Source organism: Myceligenerans cantabricum, assembly GCF_054777735.1.
In genome coordinates, this window is record NZ_BAAHAJ010000008.1 from 267,738 (window position 1) to 285,997 (window position 18,260).

Sequence of the window (18,260 nt, forward strand, 5' to 3'; positions counted from 1 at the left end):
GGCTGCTGGGAGCCCGGGAGGGGTGTCGGGCGCGAGGCGGGCGGTGCGGTTGGGCCAGAACGCGGGCGGCTGGTCGGCAGGGTCGAAGCGGCGCAGCAGGTTCGCGTGCCCCAGGCCCGCGTGCCAGGTCAGGACGTAGTCGCCGTCCTCGACTCGGTGATCGCCGGGCGAGGCGGGAAGCTCGTCGTAGTAGTGGCCATGGAACAGAGCCGTGTCCCGCGTCTCGGCTCCGTAGTCGCACGCGGCGAGGCGTTCGAACGCGGCGTCGACGCCTTGGGCGTCGATGAGGTCGACGATCTCGTGACCTTCGTCGTCCTGGAGGAACACGATGTCGTACCAGGTCGCGGGCGGCCACGGGGCCGGGACCGCGGGTGTTTCGGTGGCAGCGAGGAAAGCGGCCTCGGGCTCTCCGTTGTCGTCGGGCCCGAGGTCCGGGTTCAGGCCGATCTCGAGGACGGTGAGTTCGTTGAGGTTCATGTAGGCGGCCTCGTCGAGCCATGCCGGGAAGAGCCCTAGATTCTCCGAAGGAGTGCTGGGGTGCCGCATGGTCCACGCGTAGGCCTCGCCCGCCGCGGAAAGGAACGCAACGAGGGAGCGCAACATGTCGTCCACGTCGACCGGTGCTCCAACTCCGGAATGCAGATCGGACCCGACTGCCACGGGCGCGGCCTCGCGGGTGCGTTCGTCGTCATCCCTGCCAGGGCTCCGCACGGCGGTGTCGGTGACGCGGTAGGAGAAGTGCTGCCGGGCGCCGCGGTCGGGCCACGGCTCTGGATCGCGGCCGAGGTACCAGAGCTCGATCCGCAGCGTCCCGACGGTCGCGGTGCGTTCGGCCGGACGGTCGACGAAATCGTTCTGATGTGACGGGATCGCTGCGCTCATGCCGGTCAGGTGCGCGAGCGTCGTCACGGTGCTGCGACGGTGTCCAGTGCCGTGGCCTGCTGTCCCCACAATCGTCTGGTCTCGCATCCTGCCTGGACGCCCGCTTGTTCAACGGCGGCTACGTCATGCTCGAGGTCTTCGGCGCTACCCGCGGTGATCGTGAGGAGTCCCGTGGCGCGTAGCACGCCGTGTCCGGCGGCGAGGTCTGCTTCCTGGGCAAGGACGTCGTCGAGTTCTGCGGCCTGGGTGGCGTCCTCGATCTGGCCGACCTTCGCGCGTTGCGCGGCCTCGGTGATGTGGCCGGTCTTCTTGCGTCGCAGGTCGCGTGCTGCTGTGTCTGGGCGGACGGGTTCGTAGTGGATCGACAGGGTCCGCTGGATCCCGCTGGTCAGGAGGATCGGTGCCAGGAAGCCGGGGTAGGTGGCGCTCTGGGGCCATTGTGCGATCCACAGGACCGCGTGCCAGGACGCGTCAGCATGTACCGCGCCCCACGACTCGGTCACGGCCAGGGGCCCCGCTGTCGCCGTGTCTCGCCCGGTCTGGGGATTGTGCTCGAGGAGCCGGCCGGCCGTCGGGTCGTACGCCGTGCGGAGCCGGACTGCGAGCCCGGCCGGATCGAGCGGGGCCGACGGTGTCAGGTCCGCTGCACGAAGCGCCGTCATGAGGGTCTGGGTCTCCTGCCGCAACACGGCGGCGGCCCCGGTCAGGCCGCCGCCTGCGGCCCGGGCCGCTCGTGCGCCGCCCCGCAGGTCGAGCGTGAGAGTGACCGTGGTCTCGTGGCGTTCGGCTGTGGGGCCGGCGCGGTCGATGAGCTCGGTGTAGACCTTCGCGGGCAGTCCGCCCTCTCCGGTTCCGTGGGCCTGCCACCAGTCGGTCAGGGAAGCGCCGGAGCCGGGCAGGGTCCGTTCGGTGACGGTGAGCGCAGCCACCTGCCCGGAGCGGCAGATGGTGGCCAGGACCCGCCCCCACGCTGTCACGCGTCGGGCCTGGTCGGCGTCGTCGAGGAGGGTGAAACCGGTCGAGGTGACGGGCACGGTGACGCTGAGCGTGCCGGCGTGCGGGTCGTGCACCAGCGCCGCGCCGGTGGAAGGGTCGACGACGAGCCGCAGCGCCGCGGCCCGTCCGGGCAGAGCGAGGGTCCCGGCAGGCCGAGGCCGGTCGAGCCGCGTCCGGAACTCGAGCTGACCGGTCGCGGTTCTCCATGCCCAGGCGCCCACGACGGGGAGCCAGTCGACGACGGGGCGGCCCGCGACCGGGGCGAGCGCCACTACCGCACCGAGCACTGCGAACGGGAGCGTCAGGATGATCGCGGTGCCGCGCAGGTACAGGGCGAGGAGCAGGGGCAGCAGCCCGGCACCGAGCGCGGCCAGCTGCGCGGCCGTCAGCCCGAGCAGAAGCCCACGTTTGGGCAGGCGGGAGAACTTGACCGGTGCCAGGGGAGTATTCGAGGTCGTGCTGGTCATGGCCGGGCACCGTCCTTGCCGAGCACATTGGGGACCTCGCGCGCAGGCGGAGCTTTCGGCGGGCCCGTCGGCTCAGTCGTCTTCCGCCTTGCACCGTGCCAGACAGGACCGGAGGCTGCAGTGCCAGTGCCAGTGCCAGTCGTCGAGGCACCTGCTGCCTGCTGTCCAGCCGCAGATCCCGCTGCTCTCCCGGCTCGAGGCCCCGCAGCAGCCGCACTCTTGGCTGCCTGCGCTCCGAGCATCACCGGGATCGCGACGCCCGCGGTCGCCGCCCCAGCGCCACCGGCCGCGGCAGCCTTGCCCGCAGCGGCCTTCCCACCGGCGGACGAGCCCGCAGACGCCGCCTTCGTCGCTGTCGATGCTCCGGCCCTACCCCCGCTCGCGCCGCCTCCCGTGCTTGACCCCGTACCGGCGTCGGGTCCCAGAACCTTCTGCACGTTCCGTCCGGCGACCCCTCCTCCCAGCGCGGATCCGGCCGAGACAGGCATCGGCCGGTTGAGCGCGGCCTTGGCCTCTTGCTCGATGGACATGGCGTGGTACATGTCGAAGCCCATGAAGGCGATGGCCTTGTATGTGATGTAGGGGGCGAAGCCGGCCACCAGCAGCAGGGCGACCCCGGCGAGCTTGTCGGTCAGCCCGGCCAGGTCCCCGGATACGGGCGAGGCGGTGACGGTGGTGGCGAGCAGGAACACCACGACCATGACGAGCTTGGACAGGATCAGCGCGACGACGAACTGCGCCCACCGGGACACCCAGCCGCGGGTCGCGTCCCAGGACGCTCCGGCCAGCGCGAGCGGCGCGAGGGCCACGGCGACGAGCAGCAGCGCCTTGCGCATGAGCAGGGAGAACCACACGATCAGAGCCGCTGCCACGGCGAGCCCGGCGAGGAACAGCGAGAGCAGCGCCCCGGCCATCGGCATGGCGATCGTCCCGACCACGGAGACTGAGCCGACGAGTGCGAGCTCTTCACCCATCGCCTCCATCGAGGTTCCCGAAGCACGCACGAGCGCGAAACAGATCTGGTCGGTGATCTCCAGGAGCAGCGCGGTCAGGGTGACGACGACGAACGAGCCGAGCACGCTCTTGGTCAGCCCGCCGATCGCGCGTGCGAGGGCTCCGGGTTCGCGGCGGAGCATCCCGGTGATCAGTTGGAGCAGGAAGAACGCCAGCATGACGGCGACGGCGATGCCGAACACGAGGTCGTAGACGCGCGTGAATTCGCCTGTGCGCAGGTCCACCATGGTGGTGGAGTCCATCAGCAGCCACAGGCCCCGGACCAGGAAGGACGCCACGTCACCGAGGCCTTGGGCGAGTTGGTCGACCAGCGGTAGCGCAGCCGACGACGCCTGGGTGGCGACCTGTTCGGTTGCCTCCTGGCAGACGGGGGCGGTGATCGGGTCGGTGCAGAGCATGGCTACACCTGCTGCCCGACGGTCCAGAAGAAGTTCACGGCCGTGACCGCGGCGCCGCAGATGATGGCTGCGCCGAGTGCGACGAGTACGCCGGTCTTGCCGCGTCCGGCCAGTTGCGGGTTCGAGGAGTTCGAGCCGAGTGCCCAGACGATCGCCGAGATGATGACGCCGAGCACGGCGCAGATGAGGCCGATGGTCATCAGCGCGCCGACGATGTTCTGCAGGGCAGCGATGCCGGGCAGGCCGTCGGTGTTGGGGTCGATGTCGATCATGTTCGATACCTCTTTCTAGAGCAGGGATCCGAGGTCGAGGAGCCAGCCACCCCACGTCAGTGCCGCCCCGGTCAGGGCAGCGCCGGCCAGGGCGACCAGGACTCCGGTGCGGGCCTTGGTGACGGTCTGCCAAGACCCGGTCGAGGCCGCGACGGCCCAAGCAGTCGCCGAGCCGATCAGCACTGCTACGGCGGTCAGGAGCGCGAAGGTGAGCAGGGCGCCGATGACGTCGCTGAGCGGGGTGCCCGCGACGGCGGAGAAGTCCGGGCCGACGGAGTTCACGGGGAGTCTCCCGTCGTGCAGGCCGCAGGAGCGGCCGTCTCGAGCTGGCCCGCAGCGTGCGCGCGGAGCCACGCCTCGGGTTCTTCCGGGTGGTAGAAGCCACCTGGATGTGTCTCGAAGTGAAGATGTGGGCCGGTCGCGGCGCCGGTGGCGCCGACCGAGGCGACGTGTTGGCCGGCCGTGACCGGGTCGCCGTCGGACACGAGGACGGACCCGTCAAGCAGGTGTGCATAGGCCGTCGAGACCAGTCCGCCGTCGAGCTGGTGGTCCAGGACGAGCAGGTTCCCGGAGCGGGGATTCCACGAGACCTCGTGGACGACGCCGTCAGCGGCGGCCAGCACGGGGGTCCTGGCTGGGGCGCCGTAGTCGGCTCCGGCGTGCAGGAGCCTGGTGCCGTAGACCGGATGAAACCGGTAGCCAAAGCCCGAGGTGCGTGTCCAGGAACCGGACGGGAGCGGAAACACGACCTTTGCGTCGCCAGGCGTTCGCTCAAGGAGTTCCTTGGGGGTGGGAATGTCGGAGCCGAGCAGGTCGCCATCGACGACACTTTCCGCCACTGGGAGGACCGATTCTCCAAGATCCACCTAGCGGCCGCGGACCTGCCGGAGATCGTGAACAGGCGTCTGCTGGTGCCGTCGTCCACGGACGGCAAGGACGCGCTGGCCGCGGCCGTGGCGCGGGTGCGGGCGAACCCGACGGACTGGAAGCACCTGCTCACGGACTCCGCGGGGTCCGGAGCGGTGGACTTCGAGAAGGTGTACCCGTTCTCGCCCGCCCTGGTCGACGCGATGGTCGCCTTGTCGGCCATCATGCAGCGTGAGCGCACGGCACTGAAGATCATGAGCGAGCTGCTCTACCGGGGGCGGCACGAGCTCACAGTGGGCGACGTGATCCCGGTGGGTGACCTGTTCGACGTCGTCGTCCTCGGCGACGCGAAGCCGCTCACGGACGATATGGTGAAGATCTTCGAGGCCGCCGCGTCGTTCTACCGCGGCAAGATGCGCCCCTACCTGCTGGAGAAGCACAAGGTCACCGACGCCGAGGCCCGTGCGCTGGACCGTAACCACGCGATGCGCCGTGAGGACCGCCTGGCCAAGACGCTGCTGGTGGCGGCCATCGCACCGGGCGCGACGTCGTTGAAGGACCTGACCGCGTCCAAGCTGGCGGCGCTGAACTTCGGGTCCATGGTGTCGATGTTCGGCGGCAACGTCTCCGGGCAGGTGGCGACCCTGGCCACGGAGTGGCAGGGCAAGTTCTCGGAGATCACCGTCGGCTCCACGGCAGACCCGGTGATCAGCCTGCAGCTGACGGGCGTCGACTTCGACGCGATCCTCGCCCACGTCACCCAGGAGGACTCCCACCCCAACCGGCGCAGGCTCATCCGCGACACCCTCGTGGCGGAGATCGGTGCCGTCGCCACTGGCTCCTACGCGGGCGAGTACACGCTCGATCACGTGTGGCGCGGTCAGAAGCGCACGGTCGACGTCGCCTTCGGCAACGTCCGCGACCGGGCCGCGATGCCGGTCGAGGCGCTGAAGGCGTCGGACGGCCGGTGGAAGCTCGTGGTCGACTACCCGTTCGACGACGAGGAGGGTCGCGGCCCGTCCGACGACGCGGCGCGGATCTACGACCTCAAGCAGGACGGCGTCGTCTCGGACACCGTCATCTGGGTGCCGCACTTCCTGACCGCCCAGCGGATGGACGACGTCGGCAAGCTGGTCCAGCTGGAGTACCTGCTCACGGGTGACCGGTTCGATCAGTACTCGGTGAACCTGCCGGTCAACGACCGCGAGCCGGCGCGCCGGCTGCTGACGAGCCAGCGGGACTCGCTGCGCAGCCAGCTGGGGGCGCTGCTGCGGCAGGCGTACGGGGTCGACTCGTCGGCGAACGACGAGAACCTCGGTACGCGGCTCGCCGGGACGAACTACATCACGCTGGCCGACGGGTTCACGCCGACGCAGCCGTCGGCGGCGACGCTGCGGGACGCGGTCGTCGGGGTGCTGGGGGCGGGGCTCACCGTCCGGTACCCGAAGCACCCCGAGGTCGAACGTGGCGCCGAGGAGGTGCGCCGGCCCGAGCTGATATCTGTGCTCGACCTGGCCCGGCGGGCCGTGGACGCCGGTGGCCGGCTCGCGGACCTGGACCGGTCGACGAATGCCAGGGTGCGCCGTATCGTCACGGCCTACGGCGTGGGGACGCTGCGCGAGACTGCGTACGCGCTGGGAGCGCAGGACTTCGCGCTCTACGACGAGTTCACCCGCGCTGCGGCGGCCGGGGACGTGACCGTCGGGGCGCTCCGCGGGGTCCTTGCGGAGCGAGGGTTGACCCGCGACGTGATGGATATGTTGGTGCTGGTCTGGGCCAAGATCGAGGACCGGGAGTGGTACCGGGCCGAGGCCCGGACACCGGAGCCGACGATCGGTGCGCTGGCGCCCGAGATGCTGCTGCGCGAGCCGGTGCTTCCCTCCGACGAGGAGTGGCAGGTCGCCCTCACGCGGGCCAAGTCGCTGTTCGGTGTCGGCGCCGACGAGTACCACCTGTCGACGGCCGCGGTCGGTCGCCTGAGCGACGCCCTGCTGGCCAAGGTGCGTCCCGTGCTGAGCACGACGTCAGATGCTGCCACCGAGCTGGCCGCGCACCGTGAGGTGCTCGGGCTGGACGAGACCTCGCCGCGCTGGCAGTCCGTGACGCGAGGCCGGGACCTGGTCTCCGTCATCGCGACGGCCGACAACGCCGTGGCACGGATCGAGGCCCTGGCGCAGTTCGACCTGCCGGCTGAGTCGCAGGCCGTCGGTCGAGCCGTCGCCGGAGCAGGGGACGTCGTCGCCGCGCTGCGCGGCGCGAACTGGCTCCTCATCGACCGGCTGCTCACGCTAGACGGCGACCGGGCCGTCCGTGCGCTGACCGCGCTGCGCGAGGCAGCGCACCAGACGGAGCTGCACGCGCCGCTCAAGCCGGCCCTGGACGCGGCGTCGAGCGAGGCCCTCGAGGTGGTTGCCGTCGATCCCGCTGAGGTCGAGCGTCGTCGTCACGACCAGGAGCAGCGTCGCCGCGAGGAGGACCTGCTTCGCCGGCGCGACGACGAGGCACGACGGGCCCGGGAGGAGGCCGAGCGCCGTGCTGCCGCGGAACGAGCGGCCCGTGAGGAGGAGCTGCGGCGCGAGCGCGAGCGGCTCGACGCGCAGAAGCGCGAGCAGGAGGCGCGGGAGGCGGAGATCGCTCGCCGGCTCGAAGAGCTCGACCAGATCCGGCTGGAGCAGGACGAGCGCAAGCGTGCGAGGCTGGCCGAGAAGAGCCAGCTCGTGTCGAAGGTGGCGGAGGTCCAGGCGATCGGGCAGCGGATCACTGACGAGCTCGCGAACCCGGTCGAGGGCAAGTCGCTCCGGGTGAGCTGGAGGTGGGAGTGACCAGCCCGACCACCGAGACACCGCGCACGGTCGCGGTCTCGGAAGCACTCGTGCGTTCCCGCGCCGCCGAGCTGGTGGCCAGGGGCGGGGACTGCCGTGTCCTGGTGCTGCGGGCGCAGCCGCGCTGGCACGGCGGTGACCTGGTCGTCGACGGCCACCGGGTACGAGTCGTCGAGGGCATCTCGCAGCTGGCAATCCTGGACGCCTACGCGGGCCAGGCGCCCGACGAGTACCTGGTGGTGCTGACCGACCGGCCGAGGGCCGACCTCACCGACACGGTGCTCGCGCGTGCCTATGGCCAGCGCATCGAGGAACCGGATGAGTGGGGGAGTGTCCCGGCGCTTTTCGGTGGTGCCCGGGAGGTCAGCCGGGACCTGCGACGCCTGGAGTGGGCCGCCACAGCGCTGCTCGACCACGAGCCGGCGGGCGGGTGGACGCCGACGACGGACGTGGCGGTGACTGCCGAGCACGCCGTGGGCGGCCTGCTGGCGCACCTGCTGGGACTGGACAGCACCGATCTCGATGGTGTGGTGCTGCTGACCGTGCTGAGCAACGGCTCGAGGTCCCCGTGGGCCGGTGTGGACCCCCAGCTGCAGAAGCACCTGATCGAGTGGGCCGATGACCAGTACGGGACGTCGGCCGGATTCGCGCTGCGCACCACGGCGCGGCCCGGCGGCCTGGTCAAGCCGCTCGCACTCGGGCTGGCGATCGACGTGCTGTGGCCGCAGCCGGGGTCGGTCGCGGACTTAACCGAGGAACAGGTCGCGGCACGTACTCGGCTCACCGAGCGGTACGTGGGCGGCCGGACCCTGACACCGGTGCAGGCACGAGAGATTGCGAACGCTGCCGTGTCCGCCGTGCTGCGCCTGTCTCGGGAGAACGACCCCGAGGGGCGGCTGGGCGTGGTTCTCGACCAGGCCGAGGCGCTGCTGCGCGACAACCTGGGCTGGCCCGCTGGCGCGCAGCGGTCGGCGATCCTGCGACCAGGGTTCGTGGCCAGGCTACGGTCGCTCGCCACAGCCTTGGACGGCGTCGTCGCGGGAGGAAGCGGCGACGTGGAGGACGCGCTGGTCGCAGTCCTCGATCACCGTGAGGCGGGTCTGAGCGGGCAGGACCTCGCGCCGCGCATGGCCGTGCGCCTGTCCCGGTGGCTCGCCACGCCGGAGAGCGCGCCCGTCAGCCTGGGAGCGGATCTCCAACGACAGATCGACGACGGTGCATGGGTCGATGCGGCGCTCGGCGTGCTGTGGAGAGGTTCGTCGGATCCCGAGGTGGGCGCCGCGTACGGACGGCTCATCGAGAAGGTACGCCTCCGGCGTGGGTCCCGGGACCAGGCGGCCGCCACCCGCCTGGGCGAGTCCGCGGTGATGCGGACGTTGGCCGACCTGCTCGACGGGCCGGCGCTGGGGATCGAGAACGTGCTTCGTACCGTCGTCGACCCGTGGCGGGCCCAGGGCGGGGTGCTGCTCGTGGTCCTGGACGGGATGAGCGCGTCGGTCGCCGTCGACCTGGCAGGAGAGGTGGGCCGGTCGGGACTCGTCGAGTGGGTGCCCTCGGCCACGAGACGTCGGCTCGCCGTCGCCGCGGCGTTGCCCACAGTGACCGGGGTATCTCGCACGAGCCTGTTCTGCGGCGAGATCCGGGTGGGCGACTCCTCGACCGAGAAGACGGGCCTGGCTGCGGCCTTCCCCGGTGCGCGCCTCTTCCACAAGGGTGAGCTGCGGGCCCGGGGCGGCAATCAGCTGGCCGACGATGTCGCCTCGGCGATCAAGGACCCGTCCGTGCCCGTGGTCGGGGTCGTCATCAACGCGATCGACGACGCGACGCACAAGAACGACACCTCGTCTCGCCCGTGGTCCATGGCGGACCTCGAACCGCTGCGCGCCCTGCTGAACGCGGCATCGATCGCCGGGCGGGCGGTGGTGGTGACGTCGGACCACGGCCACGTCGTAGAACGCTCGACCGAGATGCGCGCCGCAGTTCCTGGTGGGGACGCGCGGTGGCGGCCGGCGTCGTCGGGTGAGGCGGGCGACGGCGAGGTGCTGGTGTCCGGGGCTCGAGTCGCTGCCGAGTCCGGTCAGGTGGTCTTGCTGTGGAGTGAGGATCGTCGCTACGGCCCCGCGAAGGCCGGCTATCACGGGGGCGCGTCGCTGGCCGAGATCACCGTGCCTGTGCTCGTCTACCAGCGGTCGCTCGCGCAGACCGCGCCGGCCGGGTGGGAGGCGGCGCCTCCGCAGGCGCCGACCTGGTGGAACGACCCCGCCGTCAGGCCCGCCGCAGCGCAGGTTCCGGCGGTGCCCGTGAGGAAGTCGCGGCGCAAGCCGACGGCCGACGTCGCCGTCGGACCTGCGCTGTTCGAGATCGACGCAGCTCCGGTCGCGAAGGCCGACGACCTGGTGGCACGCGTCCTGGCGTCGAGTGTGTACGCCGACCAGCTGCGTCTGGGCGGACGCGCTGGCGCGACGGCCCCGATCGAGTCCGTGCTGCGGACCCTGGTGGAACGCGACGGGCGAGCGCACCAGGACACCGTGGCCTCGGCGGCCGGGATGTCGTCCACGGCGATCGGGCAGGGCCTTGCCGTCGTCAAGCGGGTGCTGAACGTCGAGGGCTACGACATCCTCTCGGTCGATACCGACGGTGCGACCCTCCGGCTGGACCTTGACCTGCTCAAGGAGCAGTTCGGCGTCGCATGATGGTAGACGTGACGATCAGCCCGAGACGACGACGCGACATCATCGACGCACTTCGTCGGGGCACGGTGCCTCGACAGGGGCTGGACGTGCTGGCCGTCGGGCTCGGGAGGTTCGAGAAGGCCGTCGATGACGAGCTCGACGTCGTGCGGCAGGGATCGGCACAGTTCAAGGCACTCCGCGGCGAGTATGGGTCCGGCAAGACCTTCTTCTCGCGCTGGTTCACCGAGCGTGCGAAGAAGAAGAACTTCGCCACCGCCGAGATTCAGATCTCCGAGACCGAGACACCGCTGTATCGATTGGAGAAGGTCTATCGGCGCGTCGTGGAGAGCCTCTCGACGCCCGGCGTGTCCTCGGGCGCGCTCGGGGACGTGGTGGACGGGTGGCTCTACGTGCTCGGGCAGGACGTGCAAGGGGGCGGGCCGCTGGACGCTGACTCGGTCGAAGCCCACACGGACGAGCTCCTGGAGAAGCGGCTCGCGGCCGTCTCGAAGGAGGCTCCTGCGTTCGCGATGGCGCTGCGGGCCTATCGACAGGCCCGTGCCACCGGACAGGAGGCTGAAGCGGATGCGCTGCTGGCGTGGCTCGGGGGCCAGCCGCACGTCTCGGCGTCCGCTCGGCGCTCGGCAGGGGTGCGGGGCGAGCTGGACCACTTCGGGGCGCTCGGCTTCCTCCAGGGCCTGCTCACAGTGCTACGAGACTCCGACTACGCCGGCCTGGTCCTCGTGCTGGACGAGGTCGAGACGCTCCAGCGGATGCGGTCCGACGTGCGCGAGAAGTCGCTCAACGCCCTGCGGCAGCTCATGGACGAGGTCGACGCCGGCCGGTTCCCAGGACTGTACGTGCTCATGACAGGCACGCCTGCCTTCTACGACGGCCAGCAAGGAGTGCAGCGGCTCGCCCCGCTCGCACAGCGGCTCCAGACCGACTTCGGCACTGACGACCGGTTCGACAACCCGCGCGCCGCTCAGATCCGTCTGCGCGGCTTCACACCGGACACGCTGGTCGAGCTCGGGTCACGGGTCCGGGACATCTACGCGGCGGGCGCCGAGGACACCGGGCATGTCCACGCCGTGGTCGACGACGCCTACGTTGCTACCCTGGCCGCGGCGGTCGCCGGTGAGCTCGGCGGCCGGACCGGCGTGGCGCCACGCGTGTTCCTGAAGAAGCTGGTCGCGGACGTCCTGGACCGGGTCGACCAGTTCCCCGACTTCGATCCTCGCCGCGACTACCGGCTGACGGTCAGCGCGGCGGAGCTGACCGACGTCGAACGGGAGGCGCACGCACGCGGCGACCTGCGGACGGCATCGTCAGTCGATGACGTGGACCTGGGCTTTTGATGCCTGCGGATGCCGAGCTGGACGAGGCCATCGAGTACCACGTGGTGAACTCGCTCGGCTGGCCCTCGCTCCGGCCGCTGCAGACCGCGGCAGTCGAGCCGGTGCGGTCCGGGGCGGACTGCGTCCTGATCGCCCCGACCGCCGGCGGCAAGACCGAGGCCGCAGTTTTCCCGCTCCTGACCTCGATGGTGCAGGGCCAGTGGAGCGGGCTGTCGGTTCTGTACGTGACGCCACTGCGCGCACTGCTCAACAACCTCTATCCGCGCCTGACGACATACGGTGGCTGGCTTGGCCGTCGGGTGGGCCTGTGGCACGGGGATGTCGGCGACACCGAACGCAAGCGGATTCTCGCCGAACCGCCGGACATCCTTCTGACCACCCCTGAGTCGCTCGAGGCGATGCTCGTCTCCCGCCGGGTCGAGCACGACGGGCTCTTCGCAGGACTCCACGCGATCGTCGTCGACGAGCTGCACTCCTTCGCAGCGTCCGACCGAGGCTGGCACCTGCTGGGGGTGCTCGCCAGGCTCGAACGGCTCGCAGGGCTGCCCGTCCAGCGCGTGGGGCTGTCCGCGACTGTGGGCAATCCAGAGCAGATCGGGCGCTGGCTGCAGGGCGGGGAGGCATCCGGTGGGTCGCGCGACCTGCGGGTGGTGTCCGGGGCGACCCCGCCGTCCGATCCCGAGGTGCTGCTCGACTACGTTGGCTCGGTGCCCAACGCGGCCAAGGTCATCGCCTCCCTTCACCGCGGTGAGAAGCGGCTCGTCTTCTGCGAGTCGCGCCGCGTCAGCGAACAGCTCGCCTTCGAGCTTCGGGAGCTCGGCGTCCAGACCTTCGTCTCCCACTCGTCGCTGTCTGCCGAGGAGCGGCGTCGGTCCGAGCAGGCTTTCGCCGAGGCACAGAACACCGTCATCGTCGCGACGTCCACGCTCGAGCTCGGCATCGACATCGGCGACCTGGACCGGGTCATCCAGATCGACGCGCCCAGAACCGTCGCGTCCTTTCTCCAGAGGCTGGGCCGGACCGGGCGGCGACCCGGGACCAGGCGGAACACGTTGTTCCTCACGACCAGCTCGGATGCGTTCTTGGAGGCGGCCGGGTTGCTGCTGCTCTGGCGGCGCGGCTACGTCGAGCCCGTCGTACCGCCACCGCACCCGAGACACCTCACCGCACAGCAGCTGCTGGCGCTCGCGCTGCAGGAGGGCTCCTTCGGCGCGAACACGTGGAAGGAATGGTGGGGCTCGCTCGCGCTGATGGAGGACGGCGAGGAGACGCTGGCCTACCTGCGCGACGAAGGTTTTCTCGTCGAGGACGGTGGATTGCTGATGCTCGGGCCGGTCGCAGAGAAGGCCTTCGGGCGCCGACACTTCATGGACCTGCTGAGCTCGTTCGACGCGGAGAAGGAGCTGCGTGTCGTCGCCGGCACCAAGGAGATCGGATTCATCTCGCCGCTTGCCCTGCCCCGGGACGACGTCGCGAAACTCGACTCGAAGCCGATCCTCCTGAACGGACGTGCCTGGCGCGTCGAGAGCGTGAGCTGGGAGCGGTTCGAGGTCCTCGTCAGCCCCGTCGCCTACAAGGGCGACGTGCGCTGGCACAGCGATGCCATCGCGCTGTCGTTCGAGATGATGCGTGCTCAGCGGGACGTGCTTCTCGGTGAGACTCCTGATGTCCCGTTGTCCCGGAGGGCTGTCGAGCGGTTGGGCCTGGTTCGCGAGGTGCGTGCGCAGGAGGTGTCGCCGGACGGGCCTGTCGTCGCGCGCGCAGGACATGACGTCCACCTCTGGACTTGGGCGGGCCTCAAGGCGAACGAGACACTTCGTGCCGGGCTCGGCGGAATGGAGGGACGGTCGTTCAACGACGTCATGGTCCTCCGCGGGGCGGAATCGTTGGACCAGCTTGCGGGCGCCGCGTTCGACGAGGTCGTCCCGCGAGTTCCCGCCGAGATGGTCGCGAGCCTGAAGTTCTCGGCCGCCCTCCCCGACTCGGCCGCGGTAGAGACGCTCGCTGAGCGGTTTGCCGACCGCGATGGGGCACATGCCGTGGCGCGCGAACTTGACCATCAGCTGGATCCTCGCGCAAGACCGTCAGCGCTCAGCGAGTGACGACGCGATCGGCCCCCCCAACATCCTGTAGTGGCGTCGGCCTGGTCGGGGACGCCTTCCGATCGGTGCGGACGGAGGACATCACCGAGTTCACCCGCCGAGCAGCGGGTGAGCGGCCAGAGCGTGCTCTACGATGCGAGGCAGGATCGAGTTGAGAGGACTGTGCCTGAGTGAGAGTTGCGCGGCTGCGTCTGACCCGCTTCCGCGGGTTCGAGTCGGGAGACTTCTTGATTCGCGGGCACACAATCTTCGCAGGGGAGCCGAGGGCGGGTCGAAGTGACCTCGCCCGGGCGCTGCGACGGGTGCTTGATCCCAGAAGTACACGCGGGCGAGTGAGCCCGGTCGACATCTTCCGATCGGCCACGCCCAGCGATCCGGACGCTCTGACAGAGGTTGAGGTGACGCTGCTCGATCTGGGCGACGAGCTCGAGCAGCTTCTTAGTGACTACCTTGAGGCTCTCGATCCCTCGACTCTGGATCCCGCGGGTCCCGGCGGTGCGAGCGCGGCGGTCCTCGGAATGCGGCTGTGCTATCGCGCGAGGTACGACGACGCCGCCGACACCGGCGACCACTGGGTCGACTCCCCAAAGCGAAGCGACCCCGACGTCGGGGTCTTTCGGAAGATCGCACGAGCCGAGCGCGAGGCACTGCCGGTCATGTTCATCGACACGGGTACGCCTCTGCAGGTGCGCGCCGAGGGGACTTTCCGGGCGCTCGCGGAGAGCGTTGATCCCACGGCGCTTGGCGATGCGCTCCGGGAGCTCGATGCGGATGTGCATGGCGCGACGAGCGCCTTCTCCTCGGCCCCTGTAGTCGTCGCAGCTCTGAACGAGGTCCTCGACGCGGGCGCCTCGACGCTCACCGGTGTTACGGCGGCCTCGGCCATAGAGTTCACGCCCGACGACGGCTCGCTTGCTGGTCTACTGCGCGCGCTGCAGCCAGCGTTCGACCTGGGCGGAACAGGTCCGTTGCCGATCGACTCCCACGGATCGACAGCTCGTGCGGTATTTGCCTTCGCGGAGGCAATTGCGGCAGCTCGCCGCCGAACTGGTCAACTTGTCATCGTCGCCGACGACTTTGGGGAGGGCATCGATTCTGCGGCATGTGAGCACATGGCCTATCTGCTGCACGCCGCGGCCTCCCAGGTGTTGGTGACCACGCGCCGCAGCGAAGTCGTCATGGCCTTCGATCCCGAAGAAGTTGTACGGCTTACGCGGAGTCACGGGTGCCGCATGCACCATAGGCTCTCGGCTACTGACAAGAAGGGGCGGGTCAATCGACGCCTGATCCTCGATCAGCTTCTCGCGGCGCTCACCAGTGAAACGGTTGTTCTCCTTGAAGGGCCGTTCGACGCCGACGGCTATGGAGCACTTGCGGCGCGGATCGCCAAGAAGTCGGGCCAACCCGAGCACAGTTTGCCTGGCCACGCCACGCGGCTCGTGGCCGCGAAAGGTGGAGACGGCGGCATCACACGGCTCAACGACTTTGCGCAGCTCGCACGGGAGCTGGGCTTCCATGTCCGCGCGGTTGTGGACAGTGACAAGCCCGGCGAGTCCGAGCAACTGATCAACGATCTGCTTGCCGTGTGCGAGCAGGTCGTCGTTCTCCCGACTCGCACTGCAGTCGAAGCAGCGCTGATCCGGGGCGTTTCGGGAGCGTCGTTGCGGAAATCGGTCGAATCGCTGTGCGATCTCGGGTTCCCCGACATTCCGGCGAACGTCGGTGATGACGAATTGGCGGAGCACCTGATCTCGACCAAGGTTCTGAAGAAGCAGGGACTCCACGTGCCCTGGGTCTACGCGCTGGAGGAGCAACCACCTATCGCTCGGGCCGTGATCGAAGCGATCTGCAGTGAGAGCGCTGGTCGAGTGGACATCGCCGACGCTCCATGACGTTCGAGCCGAGAGGAACCGAGCAACGCCACGTCATCGACTCAACGGCGCCGCTGGTCGTGGTGCTCGGTGGCGCTGGGGCCGGGAAGACCGCAACTGCACTCGCAGCCGCTCGAGCGCACGTCGAGCGTTCGGCAGGGGAAACTGGGGAGCGCGTACTCTTCCTCTCGTTCTCACGCGCATCGGTCTCCAGGATCGCCGATGGCGGCCGTAGCGTGCTCGCCGGCACAGCCCCGCGGGTCGAAGTCCTGACCTTTCACGCGCTCGCCTTCTCAATTCTGAAGCGCTTTGGCGGACTGGTCGGCGCACCGGACCCGATCCTGGTCAGTCCGGCTCGGAAACGGGTCCTCACCGGCGAGATGGGTGTTCTTTCCTACGGTGACCTGATCCCACTTGCGCTCAAGGTCCTCCGGTCGTCTCCCGCTGTCGCCTCGACAGTTCGTGCCCGGTGGGGGCTCATCATCGTCGATGAGTTCCAAGACACCGATGACTCCCAGCAAGAGCTGCTCCATGAAGTTGGAGTTGCAGCTCGCAGGATCCTTCTCGGCGACGCCGACCAGTGCATCTACACCTTCCGCGCGGGTGACGGGGTGCGTGTCGAGCGCATCGCGGAGGCGGCTGCCACGGCCGGTGCCGCGAACACGGTAGTTCTGCCGGACGTCTCACACCGCGACCCGTCCGGTGTGATACCTGGCGTTGCCCGCGCAATCCAAAGGAGAGACTTCGCCTCCGACGCGATCATCGGGGCCATTGAGCAGAGACGCTTTGAGGTGCGAGTCGGGATCCCGCTCGCAGGTGAGGTTGAGACTGTGTCGGCGACCGTACAGTCTTTGCGGGCTGATGGGTTGGGCGTCGCTGTCTTCACACACCACAACGACATGCTCTCGGCACTGTCCGACGGGCTGGACCGGGCTGGTATCGACCACGAGATCACCGGCTTGAGTGATGCACTCGCGGCTGCGCTCGACGCCCAGGTCGCGATGCTGAAGTTCGCGTTCGACGCAGTTGAGTGGGGAGATGTCCTGAAGGAACTTGCCGTCTTTGTGACCAGTTCAGTGCGCGGATCGGCCGTCCCGCAGTTCGCGAGAGAAATCATGTCGGGAACTGGTGCCGCAACCCTGCAAACAAGGCTGCTCGACGTCAGGCGCGCACTCGACAGGGCGCAGGAGGCCGATGGTGCCCTGAAGATCGCGGCAGCAGCCCACGCCGTGCTCGGGCTGCCTGCGAAGTCCAGTGCGTGGGAGCACGCCGCTCAGCTCCTCGGTATCATGCGCGCGAAGTTCGTGCGACGAGCCACCCGAGCAGTGGACGGCCGAACGCAGGTTGCCATGATTGCCGCGAGTGCGAGAGAGGCCACGGCGTCGGCGCTGACCGATCTGGCTGGCGAGTCGAATCCCGTCGAACTCATGAATCTGTACCAGACCAAGGGACGTGAAGCGGACGCAACGGTGGTCGTCCTTCGCGACAGCGACTTCATGGGCAACGAGGTAGAGCCCTATCCGAGCACGAGCCGTCTGCTGTACGTGGTGTTCTCGCGGGCACGACGGCGCATCATCGTCCTCCTGATCGGCAATCAGACCGGTCTTCCCGGCGCCGTCGCACCGCTCGCGCGCCTCGCAGAATGAGGCGTCAAGCGCAGAGCGGTTAGGCCACAACCGCCCCCGCCCGGATCATCGAGGTGCGAGGCGGTCACCTCCTGCACGACGGACACCCACCCGGAGGCCCGTCGCTCCCGTCGGCTACGACCAGGCACGACGCCCCGAGAAACCTCACTGATGCCCCATTCCCCTCCCGTGATCGGCAAAGCAGCAGGTCAGGACAGAAATGCACGAGTCAGCGTCAGACCGTTCGGCGCTCGTACACGACCCGTATCCGGTCCGTGACGTCGCTGAGGTCCTCGGTGTGGAGGCTCAGGTAGCCACTGCGGTTCCTGAGAATCTGCTTGGCCTCGGTCCTGGCCCAGAAGATCTCGTCGATGTAGCTCCCGAATGTCCTACCCGATGCGCGTGCGTAGGCCACGGCTGCCTCGGCGGCGTCTCGTCGTGCTCGGCGCGGTCCTTGAGCACCACATGCAGGTCGACGTCGCCGAAGTCGGTAGCCGTCTCGTTCAGCATCGAGCCGAACAGCGAGATCTTCTCGATCCACAACGGCTTGTCCGGGTCTGCGTTGTACGCCGCGGCTCGATCGAGCACGCCGGCAAGGAGCGTTTCCGCCTTGGCCCGGATGATCGGCTTGAGGAACGAGGCGCTGGCCAGGCCGCTGCCACGTAGCGTCGTGTTCCACCAGAGTTCGGCCTCGCCGCCGCGCTCGTGAGCCTTACGGGCGACGTACCCCTCGGACTCAAGCTGGCCGAGGAGCCGCTCGGCCTCTGCGACGTCGGCCTTGACGACATGCGCGATGTACGCGCTCCGCGTCCAGTCGTGGAGGCAAGCGCGCGCCAGATCGCGAGCGAGGCCCGGATCGATCCCAGCTACGGGCGCCTCACGCTGCAGTCGCATGGAGCCACAATGCCATGCGT

12 protein-coding genes and 1 pseudogene are annotated in these 18,260 nt (G+C 69.3%); 6 read left to right on the top strand and 7 right to left on the bottom strand.

The window, feature by feature from the left end; genetic code table 11:
• The 6 genes and pseudogenes from ACYU96_RS08435 to ACYU96_RS08460 form a co-directional block, all read right to left on the bottom strand.
• A pseudogene (locus ACYU96_RS08435) lies at positions 1 to 909 on the bottom strand (hypothetical protein); the annotation flags it as partial.
• Positions 906 to 2,345 (bottom strand): SCO6880 family protein, encoded by a 1,440-nt coding sequence (locus ACYU96_RS08440; protein ID WP_460751560.1) that lies wholly within the window; start codon positions 2,343 to 2,345, stop codon positions 906 to 908. The gene ACYU96_RS08440 and the pseudogene ACYU96_RS08435, both read right to left, overlap by 4 nt.
• Positions 2,342 to 3,757, bottom strand: a complete 1,416-nt coding sequence (locus ACYU96_RS08445) for a conjugal transfer protein TrbL (RefSeq protein ID WP_460751563.1) — start codon at positions 3,755 to 3,757, stop codon at positions 2,342 to 2,344. Before ACYU96_RS08445 ends, ACYU96_RS08440 begins: the two co-directional genes overlap by 4 nt.
• A gap of 2 nt (positions 3,758 to 3,759) precedes the next feature.
• Positions 3,760 to 4,029, bottom strand: coding sequence for a DUF6112 family protein (locus ACYU96_RS08450; RefSeq protein WP_460751566.1), 270 nt, complete (start codon positions 4,027 to 4,029; stop codon positions 3,760 to 3,762).
• Positions 4,030 to 4,044: 15 nt separating this feature from the next.
• The gene (locus ACYU96_RS08455; RefSeq protein WP_460751569.1) at positions 4,045 to 4,311 is read right to left on the bottom strand and encodes a DUF6112 family protein; all 267 of its coding nucleotides are present in this window, start codon (positions 4,309 to 4,311) and stop codon (positions 4,045 to 4,047) included.
• Positions 4,308 to 4,895, bottom strand: a complete 588-nt coding sequence (locus tag ACYU96_RS08460; protein ID WP_460751572.1) for a M23 family metallopeptidase — start codon at positions 4,893 to 4,895, stop codon at positions 4,308 to 4,310. Before ACYU96_RS08460 ends, ACYU96_RS08455 begins: the two co-directional genes overlap by 4 nt.
• Before the next feature lie 27 nt (positions 4,896 to 4,922).
• Here ACYU96_RS08460 and ACYU96_RS08465 point away from each other — a divergent pair, with 27 nt between their 5' ends.
• The 6 genes from ACYU96_RS08465 (at position 4,923) to ACYU96_RS08490 (ending at position 17,367) form a co-directional block, all read left to right on the top strand.
• Positions 4,923 to 7,718 carry a hypothetical protein gene (locus ACYU96_RS08465; protein WP_460751575.1) on the top strand — a complete coding sequence of 932 codons (2,796 nt, stop codon included), beginning with the start codon at positions 4,923 to 4,925 and terminating at the stop codon, positions 7,716 to 7,718.
• The gene (pglZ, locus tag ACYU96_RS08470) at positions 7,715 to 10,411 is read left to right on the top strand and encodes a BREX-2 system phosphatase PglZ (protein ID WP_460751578.1); all 2,697 of its coding nucleotides are present in this window, start codon (positions 7,715 to 7,717) and stop codon (positions 10,409 to 10,411) included. Before ACYU96_RS08465 ends, pglZ begins: the two co-directional genes overlap by 4 nt.
• Before the next feature lie 8 nt (positions 10,412 to 10,419).
• Entirely contained in the window at positions 10,420 to 11,748 is a 1,329-nt protein-coding gene (brxD, locus tag ACYU96_RS08475; protein ID WP_460751581.1) for a BREX system ATP-binding protein BrxD, read from the top strand.
• Positions 11,748 to 13,850, top strand: coding sequence for a DEAD/DEAH box helicase (locus ACYU96_RS08480; protein ID WP_460751584.1), 2,103 nt, complete (start codon positions 11,748 to 11,750; stop codon positions 13,848 to 13,850). The genes brxD and ACYU96_RS08480 overlap by 1 nt, the downstream gene beginning before the upstream one ends.
• A 332-nt stretch (positions 13,851 to 14,182) precedes the next feature.
• Positions 14,183 to 15,742, top strand: a complete 1,560-nt coding sequence (locus ACYU96_RS08485) for an OLD family protein (protein ID WP_460751587.1) — start codon at positions 14,183 to 14,185, stop codon at positions 15,740 to 15,742.
• The gene (locus tag ACYU96_RS08490; RefSeq protein WP_460751589.1) at positions 15,739 to 17,367 is read left to right on the top strand and encodes a UvrD-helicase domain-containing protein; all 1,629 of its coding nucleotides are present in this window, start codon (positions 15,739 to 15,741) and stop codon (positions 17,365 to 17,367) included. Before ACYU96_RS08485 ends, ACYU96_RS08490 begins: the two co-directional genes overlap by 4 nt.
• Before the next feature lie 285 nt (positions 17,368 to 17,652).
• Here the strand turns inward: ACYU96_RS08490 and ACYU96_RS08495 are convergent, their stop codons facing one another.
• Entirely contained in the window at positions 17,653 to 18,240 is a 588-nt protein-coding gene (locus ACYU96_RS08495) for a nucleotidyltransferase domain-containing protein (RefSeq protein WP_460751592.1), read from the bottom strand.
• Between the last annotated feature and the right edge of the window lie 20 nt (positions 18,241 to 18,260).